Source organism: Streptomyces sp. NPDC001744, from assembly GCF_042892575.1.
In the GTDB taxonomy this organism is placed as follows: Bacteria; Actinomycetota; Actinomycetes; order Streptomycetales; family Streptomycetaceae; genus Streptomyces.
Genome location: NZ_JBIAUG010000020.1, coordinates 113,179 through 132,582, shown reverse-complemented (window position 1 = coordinate 132,582; position 19,404 = coordinate 113,179). Strand labels below are relative to the sequence as shown.

Annotated in this window: 13 protein-coding genes and 1 pseudogene; 12 read left to right on the top strand and 2 right to left on the bottom strand. The window is 69.9% G+C overall.

All coding sequences use genetic code 11. From position 1 onward, the window contains the following. The first annotated feature begins 29 nt into the window (after nucleotides 1-29). The 5 genes from ACFYZY_RS23185 to ACFYZY_RS23165 all read left to right on the top strand — a co-directional run bounded on the left by ACFYZY_RS23185 (nucleotide 30) and on the right by ACFYZY_RS23165 (nucleotide 11,552). Nucleotides 30-8,732 carry a DNRLRE domain-containing protein gene (locus ACFYZY_RS23185; protein WP_388697309.1) on the top strand — a complete coding sequence of 2,901 codons (8,703 nt, stop codon included), beginning with the start codon at nucleotides 30-32 and terminating at the stop codon, nucleotides 8,730-8,732. Between the two features lie 30 nt (nucleotides 8,733-8,762). After that, nucleotides 8,763-9,341 (top strand): hypothetical protein, encoded by a 579-nt coding sequence (locus ACFYZY_RS23180; protein WP_388697228.1) that lies wholly within the window; start codon nucleotides 8,763-8,765, stop codon nucleotides 9,339-9,341. Nucleotides 9,342-9,730: 389 nt separating this feature from the next. Next, on the top strand, nucleotides 9,731-10,195 hold the full coding sequence (locus ACFYZY_RS23175; protein WP_388697226.1) for a hypothetical protein: 465 nt from the start codon (nucleotides 9,731-9,733) through the stop codon (nucleotides 10,193-10,195). A 47-nt stretch (nucleotides 10,196-10,242) separates the two neighbouring features. Continuing rightward, nucleotides 10,243-10,788: an RNA polymerase sigma factor gene (locus tag ACFYZY_RS23170; protein ID WP_388697224.1), complete on the top strand. Its 546-nt coding sequence runs from the start codon at nucleotides 10,243-10,245 to the stop codon at nucleotides 10,786-10,788. Then, the gene (locus ACFYZY_RS23165) at nucleotides 10,785-11,552 is read left to right on the top strand and encodes a hypothetical protein (protein ID WP_388697222.1); all 768 of its coding nucleotides are present in this window, start codon (nucleotides 10,785-10,787) and stop codon (nucleotides 11,550-11,552) included. Before ACFYZY_RS23170 ends, ACFYZY_RS23165 begins: the two co-directional genes overlap by 4 nt. A 219-nt stretch (nucleotides 11,553-11,771) precedes the next feature. Here ACFYZY_RS23165 and ACFYZY_RS23160 read toward each other — a convergent pair. Then, a pseudogene (locus tag ACFYZY_RS23160) lies at nucleotides 11,772-12,374 on the bottom strand (transcriptional regulator); the annotation flags it as partial. A 342-nt stretch (nucleotides 12,375-12,716) separates the two neighbouring features. Here ACFYZY_RS23160 and ureA point away from each other — a divergent pair. The 7 genes from ureA to ACFYZY_RS23125 all read left to right on the top strand — a co-directional run bounded on the left by ureA (nucleotide 12,717) and on the right by ACFYZY_RS23125 (nucleotide 18,079). Further along, nucleotides 12,717-13,103: an urease subunit gamma gene (gene ureA, locus ACFYZY_RS23155; RefSeq protein WP_388697220.1), complete on the top strand. Its 387-nt coding sequence runs from the start codon at nucleotides 12,717-12,719 to the stop codon at nucleotides 13,101-13,103. 10 nt (nucleotides 13,104-13,113) lie between these two features. Beyond that, entirely contained in the window at nucleotides 13,114-13,692 is a 579-nt protein-coding gene (locus ACFYZY_RS23150; RefSeq protein ID WP_388697217.1) for an urease subunit beta, read from the top strand. A gap of 33 nt (nucleotides 13,693-13,725) precedes the next feature. Continuing rightward, the gene (ureC, locus tag ACFYZY_RS23145; protein ID WP_388697216.1) at nucleotides 13,726-15,600 is read left to right on the top strand and encodes an urease subunit alpha; all 1,875 of its coding nucleotides are present in this window, start codon (nucleotides 13,726-13,728) and stop codon (nucleotides 15,598-15,600) included. Nucleotides 15,601-15,608: 8 nt separating this feature from the next. Next, nucleotides 15,609-16,262, top strand: a complete 654-nt coding sequence (locus ACFYZY_RS23140; protein ID WP_388697213.1) for an urease accessory protein UreF — start codon at nucleotides 15,609-15,611, stop codon at nucleotides 16,260-16,262. Nucleotides 16,263-16,284: 22 nt separating this feature from the next. Beyond that, nucleotides 16,285-17,028 carry an urease accessory protein UreG gene (gene ureG, locus ACFYZY_RS23135; protein WP_388697307.1) on the top strand — a complete coding sequence of 248 codons (744 nt, stop codon included), beginning with the start codon at nucleotides 16,285-16,287 and terminating at the stop codon, nucleotides 17,026-17,028. Nucleotides 17,029-17,111: 83 nt separating this feature from the next. After that, nucleotides 17,112-17,900 carry an urease accessory protein UreD gene (locus ACFYZY_RS23130; RefSeq protein ID WP_388697210.1) on the top strand — a complete coding sequence of 263 codons (789 nt, stop codon included), beginning with the start codon at nucleotides 17,112-17,114 and terminating at the stop codon, nucleotides 17,898-17,900. Nucleotides 17,901-17,947: 47 nt separating this feature from the next. Then, complete coding sequence (locus ACFYZY_RS23125; RefSeq protein WP_388697208.1) at nucleotides 17,948-18,079, top strand: hypothetical protein; 132 nt, start codon at nucleotides 17,948-17,950, stop codon at nucleotides 18,077-18,079. 95 nt (nucleotides 18,080-18,174) lie between these two features. Here ACFYZY_RS23125 and ACFYZY_RS23120 read toward each other — a convergent pair whose 3' ends face one another. Beyond that, complete coding sequence (locus ACFYZY_RS23120) at nucleotides 18,175-19,374, bottom strand: MBL fold metallo-hydrolase (protein WP_388697206.1); 1,200 nt, start codon at nucleotides 19,372-19,374, stop codon at nucleotides 18,175-18,177. Nucleotides 19,375-19,404: the final 30 nt, after the last annotated feature.

Here is a 19,404-nt window from a genome sequence, read left to right as displayed (position 1 = left end):
GTATCGTGGTGAAATTCCCACACAGGAGAATGCTCTCCTGTCTGGTCGTATCGGCGGTGGCGGGCACACTCCTGCCTCAGGCCGCCCATGCGGCTCAACCGTCGTCGTCCACGGACGGCGGCACCGGTGTCTTCGACACGATCGCCGGCTGGTTCTCGGACGACGGCGAGAAGGCGAAGAGACCCCCGGTCGGCGGGGCGCTGGAGATCCCCAGCCGGGAGAAGCTGCCCGAGGGCGAGAAGCTTCCGAAGGCGAAGCGGGTCAAGGAGCTGACCGACCGGCGCACGTCGCGGGCGCGTTTCTGGCAGCTGTCGGACGGCCGGATCGAGGCCGAGCTGACGGCCAGGCCCACGTCGTACCGGTCGGGGAACTCCTGGAAGCCCGTCGACACGACGGTGCGTGCCACCCGGGACAAGGGCTTCGACTTCGCCAACACGGCGAACGCCGGCAAGAGCTGGTTCGGTTCCGACGCCGGCGGGTTCATGCGGTTCGAGGCGGAGGGCGGCGGGGCGGTCACGTTCGGCCTGACCGGCGCAGGTGCCGGCGCGCTCAAGCCGGAGGCGAAGGGCGACCGGGTCGTCTACAAGGGCGCCGTCTCCGGGGCGGACCTGTCGTACCGGGTCGGCAACGGCCAGGTGAAGGAGGACATCGTCCTGGCCGAGCGCCCGGCCGGACCGGTGTCGTTCACCTTCACCCTGGACACCGAGGGCGGTCTGACGCCGAAGACCCGCGAGGACGGCTCGATCGCCTTCTTCGGCGAGGCCCCGGGGACTCCCGTGATGGTGATTCCGGCTCCGTACATGACGGATGCCGGGAAGGACCCGCAGTCGGTCACCGGCGGCACGTACAGCACCGCGGTCACCCAGAAGCTGAGCCGTGACACGGACGGCAAGGGCTGGAAGCTGACCGTCACGCCGGACGCGAAGTGGCTCGCGGCCAAGGAGCGGCAGTACCCGGTCGTCATCGACCCGACGATCACGATCACGCCGATCGCCTCGGTCTCCGAGGACACGATGGTCCTCTCCGACCAGCCCGGGGTGAACTTCAACAACACCTGGAAGCTGTCGGTCGGCAAGACCGACACCGGCATCGCCCGCTCGCTGGTCAAGTTCCCGCTGAACGAGATCCCGGCCGGGGTGAAGGTCGACGCGGCCCGCCTCAGTCTGTACTACGACCAGTCGCACACCACCAACGCCAACACGGTCGCCCTCGAAGCACACCGGGCCACCGGCGCCTGGAGCGAGGCGGGGGCCACACCCGCGACCTGGTCCAACACCAGCGCGCTGGTGGGTGAGCTGTCCGGCACCACGGTGCAGCTGGACGACGGTGACGCCGGTACGGCGGCGGTCGGCGAGTGGCCGCGGGGCACCACGACCGGCGGTGCGGCGACCAACGACGACTACGCGTTCAACAAGAACGCGCTCACGGGTGAGTCGTACGCCTGGCAGCCGAGGGTTCCGGAGACCGACACCTACCGGGTGGACGTGCACTACCCGGCGGCGGCGGACGCGGCCACGGCCGCCCCGTACACCGTCACCCACAACGGCGGCACCAAGAGCTACACGGTCAACCAGACCGGCTCCGGCGGCGTCTGGAAGACCCTGGACGCGGCGGAGCTGAGCTTCGCCAAGGGCAACGCCGGCAAGATCGTCCTGGGTGACACCGGCTCGGCCACGACCCGGGCGCTGGCCGACTCGGTGCGCCTGGTGAACCCCGCCGAGATCACCAAGGCCGCCTGGGACTACAACAAGTGGCACGACTTCCCGGTCGCCGACACCGTCCAGAAGTGGGTCTCGGGCACGGCCGTCAACCACGGCTTCGTGCTCAAGGCCAAGGACGAGACGGCCACCGCCCCGACCGGAGGCCCCCGCTACGAGGCCGCCGACGGCAACGCCTACGGCGACGAGACCTCCACGTACCCGCGCCTCACGGTGACCTACGGCGCCGTCGGCACGTCGCTGAACTCGCCGACCGTGGTCCACTCCACCGGCCCGGAACTCTCCTGGCCGGCGTACGCCAACACCAGCGGCGACACGGGCCTGGACATCGTGGAGTACCAGCTGCACCGTTCCACGCAGCAGGTCTTCACCCCCTCCGCCGCGACGCTGATCGCCCCGATCGCGTCGGGCACGACGGCGTACACGGACACCACGGCGGTGCCGACCCCCGACTCCAGCTCCAGCGAGATCGGGAAGTCGTACTACTACCAGCTCGCGGTCAAGACGCAGAACGGGCAGCTGCTCGGCTCGCCGACCCGGATCGTGGGCATCCCCAAGGCCGGCCGGACGATGAGGATCATCCAAGCGGGTCAGGTCGACACCACGCTCTCCTCGCAGCAGCCGACCGTGAACCACGACGGCCTGGTCTCCGGCAAGGCGCAGACCTGGCTGAGCGTCGGCAACAACTCCGGCACCTACGGCAAGACCCGCGCGGCCCTGAAGTTCCCCACCACATCCATCCCCACCACCGCCACGGTGCTGGAGAACAAGATGTACCTGTGGGGCGCCGAGACCACCAGCACCACCAACGGCGCGATCTACGAACTCCACTCCCTCACGCGGGACTTCACCGAGACCCAGGCCACCTGGAACAACGCCGCCTCCACCACCCCGTGGACCACGGCGGGCGGTGACTTCTCGGCCGCCGTCTCCGACACCGTCCCGCAGATCACCGACGAGGTCGGCCGCCACTGGTGGGACGCCACCGGACTGATGCAGTCCTGGGTCAGGACACCCGCCGACAACAAGGGCGTCCTGGTCAAGCTGAAGGACGAGACCACCACCGGCCCGCAGGAACGCACCCTGTTCCTGTCCGCCGAGGCATCCGACCCGCAGCTGCGCCCGTACATGCAGGTCATCTACGTCGACTCGACCACCGAGGACACGTACTACGCGCCGACCACCCCGGCCCGGATGACCCCGAACACCACCTACACGGTGGAGTTCACGGTCACCAACACCACGTCCACGGCGTGGGCCGCGGGTGAGCGCGAGCTGTCCTACACCTGGAAGCTCCCCGACGGCACGGATGTGACGACGGGCGGCAACCAGCTCAAGACCGCGATCCCGGCCCTGCTGCCGGGCAAGTCCGCCACGGTCCAGGCCAAGGTCGCCACCCCGATCAACTCGGACTCGGGCAACAAGCGCAACGAGTACGTCCTCGGCTGGGACGTCCGCAAGATCTCCGACGGCACCTGGCTGTCCGCGGGCACCGGCGCCATCCCGTCGCTGAAGCAGAACGTCGCCATCGAGGACCCCACGTCCAACAGCCTCGGCACGGAGAAGTTCTACAGCTACACCGGCAAGAACACCGGTGCCGGATCCACGGTCATGAACAACCTGGCCTCCGGCAACAGCGTCTGGCAGTACAACGCCTTCACCAACCCCGGCCGGGGCCTGAGCACCTTCGTCCGGTTCGCCTACAACTCGCAGGACACCTCGGACACGGTGGCCGGCCACGGCTGGTCGGTGCAGGCCGCGGGGCCGATCCGGCTCGGCGCGCCGCTCGACTTCCACCCCAACCCGAACCCGACGGAGATCCGTCTCCCGGACGGCGACGGCACCACACACGTCTTCCGCAAGGAGGCGGACGGCACGTGGAAGGCCCCGGCGGGCGTCCACTACAAGGTCACCATGAAGGCCGGTCTGGACTGCAAGCCGACCAAGGACCCGGTCCCCGACGCCTGGACGCTCACGCGTCCGGACGGCACCCGGTTCCTCTTCGGCTGCGACGGCTACATGACCTCGACCGTCGACAAGAACGGCAACACCCAGACGTTCACCTACGAGGAGCGCAAGTCCAACAACAAGCCGACCAAGTTCCTGACCTACATCACGGACCCGGCCGGCCGCCAGACGCTCACCGTCGACTACTTCAAGAAGGGTGACGCGTCCTACGAGTACATCGACGGCTCGGGCGCGAAGGTCACCGGCTCGAACCTGACCAACTCCAGGATCTACGACCACGTGAAGTCCATGAAGGACGTCTCGGGCCGCACGATCACCTTCCACTACACGGACAAGGGTCTCCTCGGCCGCATCACCGACGGCGCCGGCTCCACCCAGCCCAAGGTCTTCTCGTTCGCCTACGACGCCACCCAGGGGAACAAGAACGTCAAGCTGGTCAGGGCGACCGACCCGCGCGGCAACGCCACCTCCCTCGGGTACCACTTCCCGAAGGAGGGCGACGACCCGAAGTACCACTGGTGGACGCAGACGATCACCGACCGCCTGAACGGCGCCACGGGCTTCACGTACGCGGTGGACGCCGCGAACGCGAAGTTCACGAGCACGAAGGTCACCGACGCCGAGTCCCGTGCCACGGTCTACGTGACGGACGACTTCGGCCGCCCGGTCCGGACGACCAACGCCAAGTCGCAGACCACGAAGATGGCGTGGGACGCCGACAACAACGTCACGTATCTGGAGGAGGCCAACGGCGCCAAGACCGCGTACTGCTACGACCAGAAGACCGGCTACCCGCTCTGGAAGCGCGACGCGGAGAACAACAAGGGCGGCGTGCCCGCGGCCGCGGAATGCGCACCCGGCACCTACCCGGCGGACTCCTCCCGCTACAGCTACCAGACGCGCCTGGACGGCTTCTCGGCCGACCTCTCCACCAAGGCGTCCCCCGAGGGCCGCACGTGGCAGTTCGGCTACGACACGTTCGGCAACCTGAAGACGGTCACCGACCCGAAGGGCGTCGCCACCGCGACGGCGGGTGACTACACCACGACGTACGAGTACGACGCGTACGGCCAGCTGACCAGGGCGACCGACGCCAACGGCAACCCGACGACCAACAGCGGCTTCACGCCCACCGGGTACCCGGCCACCATCACGGACGCGCTGGGCGAGTCCACGTCGTACGTCTACGACGAACGCGGCCGGGTCACGGAGGTCACGGACGCGCTGGGGACGAAGACCACGCAGGCGTACGACACCTTCGGGCGCCCGCTGGCCTCCACCGTGCCGAAGGACCGGGCCGCGGGCGATCTGATCACCACTCCCGCACCGGTCTACGACGCCAACGACAACGTCACGACCGTCACGGCGCCGCACGGCGCGGTGTCCACGGCCGTCTACGACGCCGCCGACCAGATCACTTCGGGCACGGCCCCGAAGGACTCGCCGACGGCACCGGCGCGGACGACGACCTACGCCTACGACAAGGCGGGGCACCTCCGGGCGACGACCGAGCCGAAGGGCCTCGCGACCCCGGCGGACCCGTCCGACTACACGACCACACACACCTACGACGAGATCTACCAGCTCGTCTCCGTGATCAACGGAGCGGGAGACAGGATCTCCTACACCTACGACGACGTCGGCAACGTCGTCACGGTCGTCGACCCGAAGAAGAACGCCACCGTCGACACCGCGGACTACACCACCAGGACGGTCTTCGACCTGGACCACCGGCCGGTCGAGGTCGTCGACGCCCTCGGCAAGTCCAGCAAGCGCACGTACGACAAGGACTCGCTGCTGCTGTCCACGACGGACGCCGAGAACAACACGTCGTACATCACCTATGACGAGCGCGGCCGGCAGACCGAGGTCAGGGCGCCGCACTCCGGCACCGGCGCGGACATCACGTACCGCACGACCCGCTACGAGTACGACCAGGTCGGCAACGCCACCAAGGTGATCTCGCCGCGGGGCGCCGCCACCACCACGGCCGACGACTTCACCTCCCGTACCGAGTACGACGCGCTGAACCGTCCGGTCAAGCAGTTCCAGCCGTACGACCCGGCCGACACCCGCTACAACAGGCCGAACGTCTACACGCAGACGTTCTACGACGAGGTCGGCCGTGTGGCCAGGACCTCGATGCCGCCGTCGGAGGGCCAGACGGTCCGCAACGACACGGTCTTCGAGTACTTCGACAACGGCTGGACGAAGACGTCCACCGATCCGTGGTCCATCGTCACCTCCTACGACTACAACGCCATCGGCCAGCAGACCTCGCGGACGCTGACCTCGGCGGGCGGCTCCTCCAGCCGCACCATGGGCTGGTCGTACTACCCGAACGGCAGGCTGAAGTCCAAGACGGACGACGGCGTTCCGGTGGGCAGCGCGGTCGTGCTCGTCGACAACTCCGACACCCAGCACACGTCTTCCACCGGCACCTGGACCGCGGGCAGCGCCGCGGGCCAGACCGGGTACGACCACCGGTCGCACGTAGCGGGTTCCGGAACCGACGCCTGGACCTGGACGCTCAACATTCCGAAGGACGGCACGTACACCGCGTACGTGAAGTACCCGAAGGTCACGGGCGCGACGACGGCCGCGAAGTACACGATCACCCACAGCGGCGGCACGGCCGACATCACCAAGGACCAGAACGCGGAGACCGGCACCTGGGTCCGGCTCGGCTCCTACGCCTTCACCCGGGGCAACACGGCGAAGCTCCGGCTCGCCCAGAGCGGCGACGGGACCGTCGTCGCCGACGGCGTCAAGCTCGTGCGCGACACGTCGTCCGAGTCCGACACGGAGAAGCACACCTTCTCCTACGCCTACGACCTCAACGGCAACCTGACCTCGATCGACGACACCTCGTCGGGGGCGAAGGTCGACGCCTACACGATCTCCTACACGGGCCTCAACCAGGTCCGGCAGGTCACCGAGGCGCTCGCGGGCCAGGAGAAGAAGTCCAGCACCTACACCTACGACGCCAACAGCCAGCCGGAGACCGTCACCCACAACGACCAGTTCTCCCGGTACACCTACGACGCCCGTGAGCTCGTCAAGACGGTGTCGGTCGGCACGAGCCCGGCGGACCCGTCCCCGAAGGTGTCGTCGTACGCCTACACCGACCGCGGCCAGGTGTCGCGGGAGACCAAGGCCAACGGCAACACCGTCGACACGGCCTACTTCCTGGACGGTGCGATCCGCACCACCACGGAGAAGAAGGGCAACGGCACCCTCGTCGCCTCGCACACCTACGCCTACGACGCCAACGGCAACAAGGCGCAGGACGCGGTGAGGAAGATGAACGCCGACAACCACGCGGCGTACCTCGACTCCACCACGGCCTACTCGTACGATCCGGCCGACCGTCTCGCCAAGGCGGTCAAGACGGGCAACGGCGCGGGCACCGAGACGTACGTCCACGACGACAACGCCAATGTGGTCAGCCAGAACGTGAAGGGCACGTCCACCGTCTTCGCGTACGACCGCAACCGGCTGCAGACGTCGACCACCGGCGGCACCACGTCCACGTTCGCCTACGACCCCTTCGGCCGGACGGAGTCCGTCACGCAGGGCGGGCAGATCGTCTCCCGGAACGTCTACGACGGTTTCGACCACGTCGTGGAGTCCCAGCAGCGGGACGGCTCCGGCGCGATGAAGTCGACGACCTACGCCTTCGACCCGCTGGACCGCACCACGTCGAAGACGGCCGACGGCAAGACCACTCAGTACACGTACCTCGGACTGTCGGGCGAGGTGCTGAACGAGGAGGTCGCCGGCAAGCTCACCAAGTCGTACCAGTACTCGCCGTGGGGCGAGCGGCTCTCCCAGATCAAGCACAACGGTGACGGGACGACCGAGGACGGCTTCTACGGCTACAACAGCCACACCGACGTCGACACGCTGACCGACAGGAACGGCGACACCAGGGCCACCTACGGCTACACCGCCTACGGCAGCAACGACACGTCCGAGTTCACCGGTATCGACAAGCCCGACGTCGGCGACCCGACGAAGGGGGAGTACAACTCCTACCGTTACAACGCCAAGCGGTGGGACGCCCAGTCCGGCACCTACGACATGGGCTTCCGCGACTACGACCCGGGGCTCAACCGCTTCACCACCCGGGACATGTACAACGGCGCCCTCGCCGACATGGGGCTCGGCAGCGACCCCTTCACCGGCAACCGCTACGCCTTCACCGGTGGCAACCCGACCAGCAACGTCGAGGTCGACGGGCACTTCGCCATCGCGATCCCCATCGTCATCGCCCTCGTCGCGGTCGCGGTCGTCGCCACCGACGAAGTGGTCGCCGAACAGCAGGGCCGACCGAGCCTCGCGGACAGCCTCGGCGACGCGCTGGTCTCCACCGCCCGTGGCATCAACGACGCCATCGACCGGGCCAGGCAGCCGAAGCCGAAGCCCAGGCCCGCACCCGACGGCGAGGACGACGACGGCAACAAGTGCGGGTCCGGCTGGGTCCGGTACGGCGACGTGGACAAGAAGAACGGCGGCCGCGCCACCGGCATGACCTCCTGCCTCACCAAGGACTACGTGGACTCGCACTCGGGTTCGGAGACGGACACCCAGGTGTTCACCCCTCCGGGGTACCGGTGGGCACAGCGCACCGCCGGCTTCCTCGGCGCGCGTCCGATCCAGCAGAACATCAACGCCTGCCACCTCCTCGCCAACCAGCTGACCGGCTCGGGCACGGACCCGCGGAACCTCGCCACGTGCGCCCGCGGAGCCAACGCCAAGCAGCTCGGATCCCAGCAGGGCGACGGCAACATGGCCAAGTACGAGGCGGACATCGCCGCGGCCGTGCAGGCGGGACAGGACGTCTACTACTCGGTGACCCCCCGCTACAGTGGCCGCCGTACGGTGCCCACCGGGTTCGCGATCCACGCGCAGGGGACGAACCCGGACGGAAGTGCCGGGATATCGATCAACACGTTCATCTCCAACACCCTGGCGGGACGCAATCTCGGCATGTTCAACGACCCGGCCACCGGCCGACAGGTACCGACGGGATCGATGGGTTGATGGCGACCGGAAGGAGAAGGAGGCACCGCGATGACTGATCCGGAGACGCTGCGACAGCTCATGCCGCCGAGGACGGCGCCCGGGGCGCCCGTCGACTGGGCTGCCATGGAAGCGTCGTGGGGTACGGAGTTCCCGCCCGACTACCGCGCCTTCATGGAGGTGTGGGGCCCCGGGGCGATCGGCAACTTCTTCGTGGTCCAGGCGCCCGAGCCGAAGGCGGAGCAGCCGACGTCGCCCTACGGCGGCATGCTCGTGGAGACCCTCACCGCCGAGGATGCCTGGGGGGCCTTCGGCAAGGAGCCCGCACTGGAGGGGACGCGGCCGCGGCTCATCGCGTGGGGTTCCGACGCGGCGGCGGACATCGTCTGCTGGGACGCCTCCGGCGACGACCCGTCCGCGTGGCCGGTGCTCGTGTACCACCGGGGCAAGGGCGTCTGGCAGCGCCACGACTGCGGGATGGTCGAGTTCCTCGTCCGCGTCCTGCGGGCGGAGTTCCCGGCGAACCCTCTGAGCGACCTCTCGCTCTGGGGCAGGCACCCCGCGCGCTTCCTGAGCGAGAGCGAGGAGGAGCACCTGCTGGAACAGGGGCTCGACCCGTGGGCGGAGTGACCGTCGGCACCGGGCCGGCCGGCTGACCGCCGAGCCGGGCCGCACCGCCGGGCACCCGCGGGTGCCCGGCGGTGCGGTGCGGGGCGCTCCGGTGACACGGGGGGCTCCGGTCCCGTCACGGCCCGCCGGCCCGTCCGGCGGGCCGTGACGTCCCGGTGCCGTCTCCTCGGAACGGACTTCGGGGGCGTTCCCCCGGCTCCCCCCGGCGGAGGTTCGGCACTCCCCCGCCGACCCCTCCCGCCCGGGTGTGGCGATGATCACAGGGCCGCCCCGTGACGATCGGGCGCCCGTCTCCGCTTGATCATCGGGAGGCGCGGAGAACGCGCACCCTCCCGATGGCCTTGGAGAACCGGGGAGCCGCACCGGTTCGCGCACGAAGGGTGGAACCGATGGACCACGTCAGCCGTACGCTGCGGGCCGCCGACATGAGTCGCTGTGCCTCCGCGTTCGCCTCCCGCACGGCCTCGCGGACACGGCTCCCCCTCGACTTCTCCGCGGCCAGTCTCCGGATCGTCGATCGCGTGGTGGACGGGCTGCGGAGCGGAGCCGGCGATCCGGATGCCGTCGCACCGGTCCTCCACGAACTCGGCGCGTACGTCGGCGAGGTGATCGTCCGTCGGGCGCACGCCCTCTGGGTCGACTTCGACGGGGCGACGTCCGAGCTGTTCCGGCAGCCGGTCGGCGTCCGGACACCTGACGGACGGGCATGGAATCCGCTCGGCAAGGTGGTCAATCGCTTCGAGGCCGGTTCCGGTGAATCCGCCTACGCGTTCTTCCTGTTGATTCCGCGACAGGCGCGGGTCCCGCCCTCGTCGCGGCACACCGCCGACGGCCGCCCGCCGGCAGCCGCGTAAGGTGATCCGCCGGACAGCGTGACACCGGAAAACCAGAGGAAGATCATTTGAGGGCGGACGACGCCGCTCTGCAGCGTGCGGTGGAGCGTGCGCAGGCCGGTGACGACGAGGCGTTCGCCGATGCCTACCGGATCGTGCAGCCCGGGATGCTCGGCTACCTGCGGGGGCTCGTCGAGGACGCCGCCGAGGACGTGGCCTCCGATGCCTGGCTCGAGATAGCCCGTGACCTGGGGCGGTTCCGCGGGGACGGAGCGGGGTTCCGCGGCTGGACCGCGACCATCGCCCGTCACCGCGCGCTCGACCACCTGCGGCGCCTGCGCTCCCGGCCGTCGACCACCCCGCTCGAACAGGGCGTGCTCGATCTTCCCGCCCCGCGGGAGACGGCGGGCGAAGCCCTGGAGGCGATGTCCACCGCCGAGGCCCTGGCCCTGGTCGCCGGCCTGCCCAGGGACCAGGCCGAGGCGGTGCTGCTGCGGGTCGTCGTCGGGCTGGACGGGCCCGCGGCGGCCCGAGTACTGGGCAAACGGGTCGGAGCGGTACGCTCCGCCGCGCACCGCGGACTGAGGCGGCTCGCGAAGGAACTCAAGGGATGAGGAGGTGGAAGCGGATGCGGAAGCACGACGAGATCGCGGCGGCCCTGGCCGACGCCCTGCGGCCCGCCGATGTGGACGACGCCTCGACCCGAGCGGCCGTGGCCGCGTTCCGCGCGGCCCGCGACGCCGGTCTGCACACGTCCCGGCACACCGGGCGCCGCGAGGACTGGCGTCCCGTGCCGGAACGCCGCACGGGACGTTCGCTGAGGGCCACGCTCTCGGCCCTGGCCGCGAGCCTGACCCTGGGTGGTGTGGCCATCGCCGCGTCCGTCCCGCTCGGCCCCGTCGACGACACCGAGACCCGCGAGCCCGAACCCCGCCCCAGCACCGCCGTTCCCCTCCCTTCGGAGGAGCCCACGGGGCCGTTGCCCGGGCCCCCGCCGCCCTACGAGCCGCCGTCTCCCCGCGCCACCGCCGCACCGCTCGTTCCCCGGGCCTCCGTACAGCCTCCGTGGAAGGGCGAGCCACCCTGTCGCCCCCGTCAGGAGAAGACCCCGGGCAGGGATGGAGCCGTGGAGGCCCCGGGCCGGGAGGGTTCCGCCGGCGCGGCACGGGACAGGCACTCCTGGACGCCCTGCGACCCCCGGCCGGCGGCTCCGGCCCCGCCCTCGGCCCCGGACTTCGGCAACAGGCACTCCGGTGCCCCGCCGAAAGCCCCTTCGGCGCCGGCGCCGGACCGGAAGCGCGCCGCGCCGTCGCACACCCCCGGTGCCCCCGCCGGGGACACGAAGGCCGGTGGGCGCGGAGCCGGCGACCGTACGTAGACGCGCTTCGCCATGACCGGGCGGGGCGACCGCACCCCTCCGCCCCGGCCGGCGCTTCACGGCGCGCGCCCGGACGCCCCTCGGGGACGACCCCGACCCGGTCGGCCGGGGTACGGCCCTGCCCGCTCGTCCTCGCCCGACGTCAGCGATCGCCCGCCGGGTCCGGATCCTGTTCGGGGGCCCGGGCGTGAGTCCGCTCCGGCCCTCGACGGCGCCCGTTCAGCGGGCTGTCGACTCCGTCGCGGAAGCGGACTGTGTGGCCGCCCGGGAGGCGGGGAGGCGCAGGCCCTCGTCGGAGGGCGAGCCGGGTTCGGCGGTGCAGACGGTGAGGACGGGTCCGGGTTCGGCCGTCAGCTCCAGCCCCTCGTAGGCGAGGGTGAGGTCGCCGACCGCCGCGTGGTGGAAACGCTTCGTACCCGTGCCGTGGAGGCGGACGTCATGGGCGCCCCGGCGGGTGCGGAAGGCGTCGCTGCGGGTCGACAGCTCACCGACGAGATCGTGCAGGTCCTTGCCGCGCGGGTTGCGGCCGGCCTCGGTGCGCAGGATGGCGACGCAGATGTCCGCGGCCAGGTCCCAGTCGGGGGAGAAGCGGCGCGAGACGGGGTCGAGGAACTGGAAGCGGGCGAAGTTCCCCTGGTTGTGCGGGTTGGCGTAGAGGTCGTGGTGGAAGGCGCGGGCCAGGCTGTTGACGGCCAGGAGGTCCACGCGGCCGTTGCGGACGAAGGCGGGGCGTTCGGTGACCGCGTCCAGGGTCCACCGCGGGCTCGGGTGCGGCTTCCACTGCTTGGTGGCGCGGCGCCGGGCGGCGCCACCGTCGAGCGCGAGCTCATCGAACCAGCGCCCTTCTCGTGACTGCCGGCTTCGTTCAAACGCTCGTGTCGACATCCGTCCGAGGGATTCGGGGCGTTTATGTGGAAGCACTCCGGCTGACCGCAGGATGATCAACTACGGCCCAGTACGGCTCGGCCGACGGACCCGGTGGTCCCCCTCTGGCCGCGGACTCGCATTCATCGCCGGATCCGGGAAGGCGGCAGGCATTCCACTCCCCGAGCACGCGTGGGCTCGCTCGCCTTACGGATGCCGGTCCGGAGGCGTCCTGGCCGCTTTCCCCGAGCCGAGGTCACCAGGGGCCGGACACACCATCACCACTACCAAGGAGCACGGATGCACCTGGTTCCGTCAGAGCAGGAAAAGCTGCTTCTGAGCATGGCGGGGATGCTCGCCAGCTACCGCAAAGAGCGCGGCATCAAGCTGAACTACCCCGAGGCTGTGGCCTACATCAGCTGTTGGGTCATCGAGGAGGCCCGGGCCGGCACCTACACCGTCGACCAGATGATGAGCGACGCCGGCGTTCCCCTGGATCAGCGGAAGGGCGACACCCGGGGCGAGGGCGAAAGCATCCTCACAACGGCCGACGTCATGGAGGGCGTCGCCGAGATGCTCGACATCCTCCAGATCGAGGCGACCTTCCCCGACGGACGCAAGCTCGTGACCCTCTACGACCCGATCCGCGCCCCGAAGACCACGCCCACGGCTACCCCGATCCGCTGAGGACGAGCCCATGCCCTACTTCCAATCACCGGCAGCGAAGCCCACGCCGATCGCGCGTCCGAAGACGCGGCCCGACCACGTCGTTCCTCCCGAATCCCTGCCGCCCTCCGATCTGGATCCGGGCCAGGTCCACAGCTTCTCCCGGTACAAGGTGGGCGGAGTGTGGGTCAAGGACCCTACCGCGGAGCACGTCCTCAACTCCGGCGAGGGCAAGGCCACTGTCTATGTGGTCAACGTCGGTGACCGCGACATCCAGGTCGGCTCGCACACCCACCTGGCCGACGTCAACGAGGACCTGCTGTTCTTCAGCGACCTGGACGCCGCCACCGCTGCCGAGACGGCGCTGACCGACCCCGAGCGCGCGCGGTCCGAGCAGATCGCCGCCGCACGGGAGTTGGCGCACCCACGGTCGAAGACACCGGGAGTGGCCCCCTGGGGCCACCGCCTCGACATCGCCCCGGGGGACTCCATGCGGTTCAGTCCCGAGAACGCGCCCAGCGACGCGATCGAGGTCGTTCCGATCGGCGGGAGGCGCCATGTGCCGGGCTTGCGCAAGGACAAGCAGGCCGACGACGTCGATCTGGACTGACCGGACCCCCGTACACCCAGCTGGAGGAAAGCAATGGCGAAGATCACCCGCGAGCAGTACGCGAAATCCTATGGCCCAACCGTGGGCGACCAGGTCCGTCTGGGCGACACCAACCTCTGGATCGAGATCACCGAAGACCTGACCTTCGGTGGTGACGAGGCGATCTTCGGTGGCGGCAAGACCATCCGGGAGTCAATGCTGCAAGGCACCACCACCAGTACTCAGGGCGCCCCCGACACCGTGATCACCAATGTGATCATCCTGGATGTCGCTCCCGCCCAGGAGCGGGGAAACAGCAACGCCATCGTGCGCGCCGACATCGGAATCAAGGACGGCAAGGTCGTCGCGATCGGCAAGGCCGGCAACAGCGATGTCATGGACGGGGTCACGCCCGGGCTGGAGATCGGTCCCTCCACGGACGTGATCTCCGGCGAGGGCAAGATCCTCACCGCCGGCACCGTCGACACCCATGTGCACTTCATCTCCCCCTCGGCCGTGAGGGAGGCCGTGGCCACCGGGACCACCACGCTGATCGGCGGTGGTGTCGGCCCTTCCGAAGGTTCCAAAGCGACCACCGTGACGCCTGGTCCGCAGCACCTGGTCAATCTGCACCGCGGCTTCGACGACCTGCCGGTCAATGTGATGCTGCTGGGCAAGGGCAACACGGTCAGCAAGGACGGCCTGGACGAGCAGGCGCTGGCGGGCGCCGGCGGTTACAAGATCCACGAGGACTGGGGGGCCACTCCGGCGGCCCTGGACGCCGCGCTGAAGGCCGGAGAGGAGTGGGGCCTGCAGGTCACCCTGCATGCCGACTCCCTCAATGAGGCCGGCTTCGTCGAGACCACCCTCGATGCCATTGACGGGCGTGGCGTTCACGTCTTCCACGCCGAGGGCGCCGGCGGCGGGCACGCCCCCGACATCCTGAAGGTGGCCGCCGAGGAGAACGTTCTGCCCGCCTCGACGAACCCGACGCTGCCGTACACCCGGAACACCGTGGCCGAGCACATCGACATGCTGGCCTCCGCCCACCACCTCGACCTCGGAAACAAGAACGACCAGGCGTTCGCCGACTCCCGCATCCGCTCCACGACCATGTTCGCCGAGGACGTGCTGCACGACATGGGTGCGATGTCCATCACCTCCTCCGACGCTCAGGCCATGGGCCGCATCGGTGAGGTGGTGACCCGCACCTGGCAGGTCGCCCACGTCATGAAGGAGTGGAGCCACAAGACCTTCGAGGACGCGAACTTCTTCTACCGGGCCGAGCGGGGAGCGGGCGACAATGCCCGCGCACTGCGCTATGTGGCCAAATACACCATCAATCCCGCCATCGCCCATGGCATTGACGAGTACGTCGGTTCGGTGGCGGTGGGCAAGCTGGCCGACCTGGTGCTGTGGGACCCGCGGTTCTTCGCCGTACGGCCCGAATTGGTCATCAAGGGCGGCGCCATGGTGCTGGGCAACCTGGGCGACCCCAACGGTTCGGTATCGACGCCGCAGCCGACCTTCCTGCGCCCGGCGATGGCCGACGCACTCGCTCCCCGGCTGTCCTACTCGTTCGTTTCGGACAAGGTCCTCAACCCGCCTTCCGGCACCGACCCATACGGCGCGGTGAGGGGTCGGGGCATCTTCAAGGAATCCTTGAAGGCCACCCTCGGCCTGCGGCGCGAGCTGAAGGGCGCCAAGCCCGTCAAGGACGTCAAGAAGGCGGACATGGTCTTCAACAGCGGGCGGTTCGGCATCGACATCGACCCCAGTACCTTCAAGATCGCGGTGGAGATCCCCGGTCTCGCCGCATCACGGAATCACAGCCTCGTCAAGCACACGAGCCGTGACGGTTTCTGGTATCTCGACCAGCCGAATCCACCGAAGAACCTGCCGCTCACCCAGCGTTACCTCATGTTCTGAGGCGTCCGGTGAGTACTTCTTCGCTCCTGCTCGCCCTGCTGGGCGACGCGCGGCTCCCGGCCGGGGGACACACGCAGTCCGCCGGTCTGGAGCCGGCCCTGCGGGCCGGCACGACATCGGCCGAGGTTCCCGCCTATCTACGCGCCCGGCTCCATACGGTCACCCTCGTGGAAGCCGGAACCGCCGTGGTCGCCCGTGCGGTGGCAGCCGGTGGCGGCGACCTCGCCGAGGTCGAGGCCGCCTGGGCCGCCCGGACCCCCAGCCAGGCGCTGAGAGCCAACGGAAGGCGCCTGGGTCGCGGATACCTGCGTGTCCTGCAGGCGCTCTGGCCCGGCCCCCCTGACGCTCGCGCACGCGGCTGGTCGCGGCCCGTCGTCCTCGGCCTGCTCGCCCACCGGGCCGATATGGCCGCCTCCGACCTGGCCCGCCTGGTCGGGTACGACGACGTCCAGACCGTGACGGCGGCCCTGCTCAAACTCGAGCCTCAGGACCCGCTGCTCATCGCCGCGTGGGTGAAGGACCTGCTGCCCGACATCGACGAGATGGCCGCTCAGGTCGCCCACCTGCACACCCCCGAACAGATCCCGGCCCGCGGCGCCCCCCTCATCGAGCGCTGGGCCGAGACCCACGAAACCACCAAAGAAAGGCTCTTCAGTGCCTGAGAACACCAGCCCCACCCGCGCCATGCGTCTGGGCGTAGCCGGTCCCGTCGGCACCGGCAAGAGCTCGCTGATCGCGACGCTGTGCCAGGCGCTCTCCGGCGAACTGCGCCTGGGTGTCATCACGAACGACATCTACACCGACGAGGACGCCCGCTTCCTCAAGAGCGCCGGGGTGCTGGACCCCGAACGGATCCGCCCCGTGGAGACGGGCGCGTGCCCGCACACCGCGATCCGCGACGACGTGACCGCCAACCTGCTGGCGGCCGAGGACATGGAGGCCGACTTCGGGCCGCTTGACCTGGTCATCATCGAGTCCGGCGGCGACAACCTCACCGCGACCTTCTCCCCCGCCCTGGTGGACGCCCAGCTGTTCGTCCTGGACGTCGCCGGCGGCGGTGACGTCGTACGCAAGGGCGGCCCCGGCATCGCCCGCGCCGACCTACTCGTGATCAACAAGACCGACCTGGGCCAATACGTGGGCGTGGACGTCGAGCGCATGACCCGCGAGGGCCGCGAAGCCCGCCAAGGCTCCCCGGTGGTCGCGCTGTCCCGGCACGACGCAGCGTCCATCCGGATGTTGACCGGCTGGGTCCGGGACACCCTCGCCCGCTACCGCACCGGCGAGCACACCCCCGTCGACCCCGGCCCCATGGCCCCGCACTTCCACGCCGGCCAGGACGGTGAGGGCGGTCTCCCGCACACCCACGCCGACGGCACCAGCCACGCGCACCACCACGCGCCGGCGGATGCCGGGCAGAGCGCGTGACCCGCACAACCCGCCTGAGCGTCGCCCCCACGGGGAGCCGCAGCCGCGTCCACCACACGACTGGGCACCTGACGGTCCGGGTCATGGACCATGACGCGGGCGGAGCCAGGGTGGGGCTGCTCGCCACCCAGGCACTGCTGCTGTCCGGCGACGACGTCCGCATCGATGTGGACGTCGCTCCCGGCGCCTGGCTCGACGTCGTGGAGACAACCGGCACGGTCGCCTACGAAGGCGAGGCACCGTCATCCTGGACGGTCGACGTCACCGTGGGCGACGGAGCCCTCCTGACCTGGGCGGGCAAGCCGTTCGTGGTCTCGGACGAGATCGCCACCCACCGTCGCACCCGGATCCGTCTGCACGGCACCGGCAAGGCGCTGATGCAGGAGAAGATCGTACTGGGGCGTGCCGGGCAGTTGGGCGGGGACCTGAGCATGTGCCTGGAGGCGAGCGACGACACCGGGCCGGTGCAGGTGGAACACCTGAACCTGGGACAGCAGGCCCGTCAGATGCCGGGCGTCTTCGGAAACCTGCGTTCCATGGACACGGTCACCGCGCTGGGATGGACACCAGAACCAACCGGGGAACCAAAGGCAGGCACCACCGGCCCCGGGGAGACCTACTTCCCCCTGGACCGGTCCGGGGCCGTACTGCGCTGGATGGGAATCGGCCGATTCCGTGACCAGTTGTGCGACGCCACCTTCACCACCTGGCGCGAGGAAGCCATGCGCGACTACCGGCACCGACACGCCACACGAAACCCGGGTCACGCAAAGGAGGAAACCGGCCTCCGAGAAGTCGATCGTGAGCCGGCCGCGGACGGCTTGGCAGCCGCGGCCGGGCGGCCCCGTGCCGGGACGCGCCGCGCTCCGTAACCGGATGGCAGATCGACCCACACGCGGCCCCTGCCGGAGCGGACGAGATGGTCGTCTCGCTGTCCGCGAAGGGCCTGACCACCGGCGAGGTCCAGGCCCGCTGGACCCTGCGCCGGAAGACAGCGCTGAACGCCCTCGACGTCACCTTCGACGGCCGCCTCTCCGCAGCCCGCCAGTAACCCTGAACGCCCTGGTTACACCGTTCAATTGACGGACCTCGTCCAGAGGCGAGCCAGCAGGGCCACGACCCTGCCCGGCTCGTCCTCGCCCGACGTCAGCGATCGCCCGCCAGGTCGAGATCATGCGCGGGCGCCCCGGCAGGGGTCTGGGCCGGCTTCGGCCGGCGCCACGGATGAGCGATCGGCTGAGACACACCACGCCACCAAGCCTCCGCGGGCAGCTTCCCCGCCGGCTCGAACGGCTCACCAGGGCGAGGAAACGCCACCGCCTGCCCCGCCTCCTCGGCCGCGTCCTTCGTCCACTCCCCCGGCTCCGCCCAGGCGTGCGGCGCCAGGTTGAAGGTGCCCCAGTGGATCGGCAGCAGCACACCGGCCGGACCGCCGCCCTGGAGGTCCAGGTGGGCCCGCAGGCCCTCCGCCGGGGTCATGTGGATGTCGGTCCAGAACTCGGAGTAGGCACCGAGCTGGATCATGGTGGCGTCGAAGGGGCCGTGGTCCGCGCCGATCTCCCGGAAGCCGGAGAAGTAACCGGTGTCGCCGCTGTGGAAGATCCGGTGCCCGGCTCCCCGCACGACCCAGGAGGCCCAGAGCGTGTGCTGCTTGTTGCGCAGTCCCCGGCCGCAGAAGTGCCGGGCCGGGGTGGCCGTCAGCCGCAGCCCGTCCACCTCGGTGGACTCGTTCCAGTCCAGTTCCCGCAGCCGGGAGGCGGGCACGCCCCAGCGCTCCAGGTGCGCCCCGACGCCGAGCGGCACCGCGAAGAGCGTGTCGGTGGTGGCGAGTTCCTTGATCGTCGGCAGGTCGAGGTGGTCGTAGTGGTCGTGCGAGATCACGACCACGTCGACGGGGCCGAGCGCGGAGAGCGGCGCGGGCACCGGGTGGAGCCGCTTGGGACCGGCGAACGGGAACGGGGAGCAGCGGTCTCCCCAGACCGGGTCGAAGAGGACCCGGTGGCCGTCGATCTCGGCGAGGACGCCGGAGTGTCCCATCCAGGTGAGGCGCAGACCGGTGGCGGGGGGCCGGGCCAGGTCGGCCACGGTGGTGGGATGGACGGGGATCGCGCCGGCGGGGGCCCGGCGGGCGCGCCCCTCCTTCTCGAAGTAGGTCCTGGCGAGTGCGACGGTCGACCCGGAGGGGCCCCGCCGGGTCGGCTCGGGGTTCTGGAAGGTACCGTTCCCGAAGTTCGGCGAGCGGTGGACGCGGGCGAGGCGCTCGCCCTCGGGGTCCGCTCCGAAGGACTCGGGGCGCAGCGAGCGCAGCCGGGCCCGCGACGAACGGTCTGAACCGGTACCGGTCACAGGAGCTCCTGGTCTCTGGGGGTCGCTCCA

Coding starts and splice junctions, on each gene's coding strand:
- ureC (WP_388697216.1), top strand. CDS start 13,726: ATGGCGAAGATCACCCGCGAGCAGTACGCGAAATCCTATGGCCCAACC.
- ACFYZY_RS23165 (WP_388697222.1), top strand. CDS start 10,785: ATGAGGAGGTGGAAGCGGATGCGGAAGCACGACGAGATCGCGGCGGCC.
- ACFYZY_RS23175 (WP_388697226.1), top strand. CDS start 9,731: ATGGACCACGTCAGCCGTACGCTGCGGGCCGCCGACATGAGTCGCTGT.
- ureA (WP_388697220.1), top strand. CDS start 12,717: ATGCACCTGGTTCCGTCAGAGCAGGAAAAGCTGCTTCTGAGCATGGCG.
- ACFYZY_RS23150 (WP_388697217.1), top strand. CDS start 13,114: ATGCCCTACTTCCAATCACCGGCAGCGAAGCCCACGCCGATCGCGCGT.
- ACFYZY_RS23125 (WP_388697208.1), top strand. CDS start 17,948: ATGGTCGTCTCGCTGTCCGCGAAGGGCCTGACCACCGGCGAGGTCCAG.
- ACFYZY_RS23130 (WP_388697210.1), top strand. CDS start 17,112: ATGGACCATGACGCGGGCGGAGCCAGGGTGGGGCTGCTCGCCACCCAG.
- ACFYZY_RS23185 (WP_388697309.1), top strand. CDS start 30: ATGCTCTCCTGTCTGGTCGTATCGGCGGTGGCGGGCACACTCCTGCCT.
- ureG (WP_388697307.1), top strand. CDS start 16,285: ATGCGTCTGGGCGTAGCCGGTCCCGTCGGCACCGGCAAGAGCTCGCTG.
- ACFYZY_RS23180 (WP_388697228.1), top strand. CDS start 8,763: ATGACTGATCCGGAGACGCTGCGACAGCTCATGCCGCCGAGGACGGCG.